Source organism: Micromonospora echinofusca, from assembly GCF_017614955.1.
In the GTDB taxonomy this organism is placed as follows: Bacteria; Actinomycetota; Actinomycetes; order Mycobacteriales; family Micromonosporaceae; genus Micromonospora; species Micromonospora echinofusca_A.
The window spans coordinates 1-2,727 of the sequence record NZ_WVUH01000560.1 but is presented as its reverse complement, the minus strand read 5'-3'; the positions used below and the strand labels follow the sequence as shown (position 1 = coordinate 2,727).

At 70.9% G+C, this 2,727-nt stretch carries 4 protein-coding genes; 1 reads left to right on the top strand and 3 read right to left on the bottom strand.

The window, feature by feature from the left end; all coding sequences use genetic code 11:
- The coding region (locus GSF22_RS32670; protein WP_208817767.1) for a hypothetical protein at positions 1–912 on the bottom strand (912 nt) is incomplete at its 3' end.
- 35 nt (positions 913–947) lie between these two features.
- Positions 948–1,157, bottom strand: a complete 210-nt coding sequence (locus GSF22_RS32665; RefSeq protein ID WP_208817766.1) for a heavy-metal-associated domain-containing protein — start codon at positions 1,155–1,157, stop codon at positions 948–950.
- A gap of 95 nt (positions 1,158–1,252) precedes the next feature.
- Here GSF22_RS32665 and GSF22_RS32660 point away from each other — a divergent pair, with 95 nt between their 5' ends.
- Positions 1,253–1,555: a metal-sensitive transcriptional regulator gene (locus tag GSF22_RS32660; RefSeq protein ID WP_208817765.1), complete on the top strand. Its 303-nt coding sequence runs from the start codon at positions 1,253–1,255 to the stop codon at positions 1,553–1,555.
- A gap of 103 nt (positions 1,556–1,658) precedes the next feature.
- Here the strand turns inward: GSF22_RS32660 and GSF22_RS32655 are convergent, their stop codons facing one another.
- Entirely contained in the window at positions 1,659–2,357 is a 699-nt protein-coding gene (locus GSF22_RS32655) for a class I SAM-dependent methyltransferase (protein WP_208817764.1), read from the bottom strand.
- Between the last annotated feature and the right edge of the window lie 370 nt (positions 2,358–2,727).

The following is a 2,727-nucleotide window of genomic DNA, read 5'->3' as shown; positions in this document are numbered from 1 at the left end:
CGCGGTGGGTCCGCCGACCGTGCTGGACGCCCCGGTGGGCGGTCCGGCGACGGCGGTGAACTCGGCGGTCCGGACCTGTCCGGCGTGCTGGAAGTCGAGGTAGAGCCGGTAGGTCCCGGCTGACGGGACCTCGGCGAAGAAGGTGATCTGCGGGCCGGCCGGGGTCTTCCCGTCGCCGGGTACCCCCTCCGGGTGCACGTGCAGGTAGGCCAGGTCCCCCTGGCGCAGGGCGACCAGGTGGCCGTACGCGCCGAGGTAGGGGGCCAGGTCGGTGACCGGGGTGCCGTTCCGGTCCACGGTCAGGGTCAGCCGGGACGCCGTTCCGGGGGTCAGCTCACCGGCGAGGGTGACGGTGTACCCGTCGACGGTGGTGGTCCGGGTCGGTGCGGGCAGCGGCTCCGGGGTGAAGGTGCCGGGCACGGCGAGGTCCACCCCGAGGGTGAGGGCCTCGGCGCCGGTGGGCTTGAAGTCGGCGAACGCCCGCCAGGTGCCGGGCTCGCCGAGTGGCGAGGTGACCCGCCAGGTGCCGTCCCGGTCCATCTCCGGGTGGACGTGCCGGAATCCGGAGAGGTCGCGGCGGGCCACGATCAGGTGCATCCGCTTGTCGTGCTGGACGTCGTACCCGGTGACCGGTCTGCCGTCCGGGCCGGTGACCCGGAAGGCGAACTGGCCGGCCGGGGCGGCGGTGGGGACCAGGGTGTAGCCGTGGTCGGAGACCAGCAGCCCACCGGGCAGTTGGTCGCCGGTCGACTCGTCGTGGCCCCCGGTGTCGTGTCCACCGGCGTCGCCGTCGTGGCTGGTCTCGATGGCGGGTGGGACAGCGGGGCCGGCCACCTGGCCGACCCCCCACGCCGCGCCGAACACCGCCACGAGCCCGAGCGCGAACCCGCCCAGTCTCGTCGCCACGTTCATCGCGTTACCTCTCCTCCGTCGGTGGAACGCCGGGCTCAGGCGTCGACGAGTTCATAGCCGGCCTCGTCGACGGCTGCCCGGACCGCCGCCGGGTCCAGTGCCTCGGCGCTGGTCACGGCGACCTGCCCGGAGGCGAGTTCGACCTGTACGTCGCTGACCCCCGGCAGGGCGCTGAGTTCGCTGCTGACCGCGCTGACGCAGTGGCCGCAGGTCATGCCCTTGACGTGGTAGGTGCTGGTGACCATGGGGGTGGCTCCCTCTCGCTATACCGGTACCCAGTGGGGGTATCTCTCAGTCCGGACCCTAGCATACCCCTCGGGGGTAAGCTACCCTTGCCCTCATGACGACGCCCACCCCTACCCCCACCAGGGGCTACACCGCCAGCAAGGACCAGCTGCTCGCTCGGCTCCGCCGGGTCGAGGGGCAGGTACGCGGCATCTCCCGGATGGTCGAGGACGACCGGTACTGCATCGACGTGCTCACCCAGATCTCGGCGATCCAGGCCGCCCTGGACAAGGTGGCCCTGGGGCTGCTCGACGGGCACGCCCGGCACTGCATGCACGAGGGGGCCGCCGAGGGTCGGGCCGACGAGATGGCGACCGAGATGATGGCGGCCGTCGGCCGACTGATGAAGCGCGGCTGACCGCACCGGGGCGACGGGGGCGCGACCCCGATGACGGTGACTGCGCGGACCGACGGTTGCCGGTCCGCGCAGTCACCGTCACCGGACGGAGGAGCGCCCAGGGTCAGGCACGCACCGCCTCGACCGCCCAGGCCGGCAGCGCGACCCGCCCCCGGTCGTCGAAGTCGACCGTCAGGCCCTGCTCGCGGAAGAAGTGGCCGGCGTACTCGTTGACGAGGAAGGTGTCGCGGCGCAGGTCGGTGATCGGCCAGCCGCCCCCGCCGAGGTCGTCCCGGAGGATCTGCTCGTCGATCCGGTACACCCCCGGTAGTTCGCAGGGCACCAGGTCGGAAAGGCAGTACAGGATGAACCGGGCACCCGGCCGCGCCGCCCGGTGCAACGCCGCGACGTAGCGCCTCCGCAGTTCCGCGTCGAAACAGTCGTAGACACCGCTGTCGAGGATCGAGTCGAAGCTGTCCTCGTACCCGTCGAGTCGGGTCACGTCGGCGACCGCGAACTGCGCCGGCACCCCCTGCGCCCGGGCCCGCCGCCGGGCCCACTCGACCGCCGTCGGCGCACCGTCCACCCCGAGGACGTCGTAGCCGAGGCCGGTCAGGTGGATGGTGTTGTCCCCGAGGCCGCAGCCGGAGTCCAGCACCCGGCCGGAGAAACGCCCGGCCCGCACGCTGTCCACGACCCGTGGCTGCGGCTCCCCGATGTCCCACGGCAGCGCGGCGAAGGTCATTCCATCCACCGGCGATTTCCCGTTGTAGAACGCCTCGAAGCCCGCGATCAGGCTTTCCCCTTGATTGACATCCGTCATAGCAATTTCCTTTCCTCAATTCGGATGACACCCTTTCCAACTTGTACCGCAGTTCGACCGTCCAAAGCGGACGGTTGACAGATTTGCCTGTCACGATCGACATCCATCGGCTGCACAACCGCCGCAACGTCGCCATCCGGGCGAAATGGAAAAGCGGCGAGCCGGGAAATAATCGACCCGAGATATGCCGACGGTACGACTCACATGCGCGATCTCTGAATCCGCAGGCCCCGGCGTCGAATAGCCCGGCGGTCGGAATGTCAGGGCGTCAGGCGGACCCGGCGGAGCAGTTGGGCGTTGAGCGCCACCACGATGGTCGAGGCGGACATCAGCAGCGCAGCGACGGCCGGGCTCAGCGCCACCCCCGCCC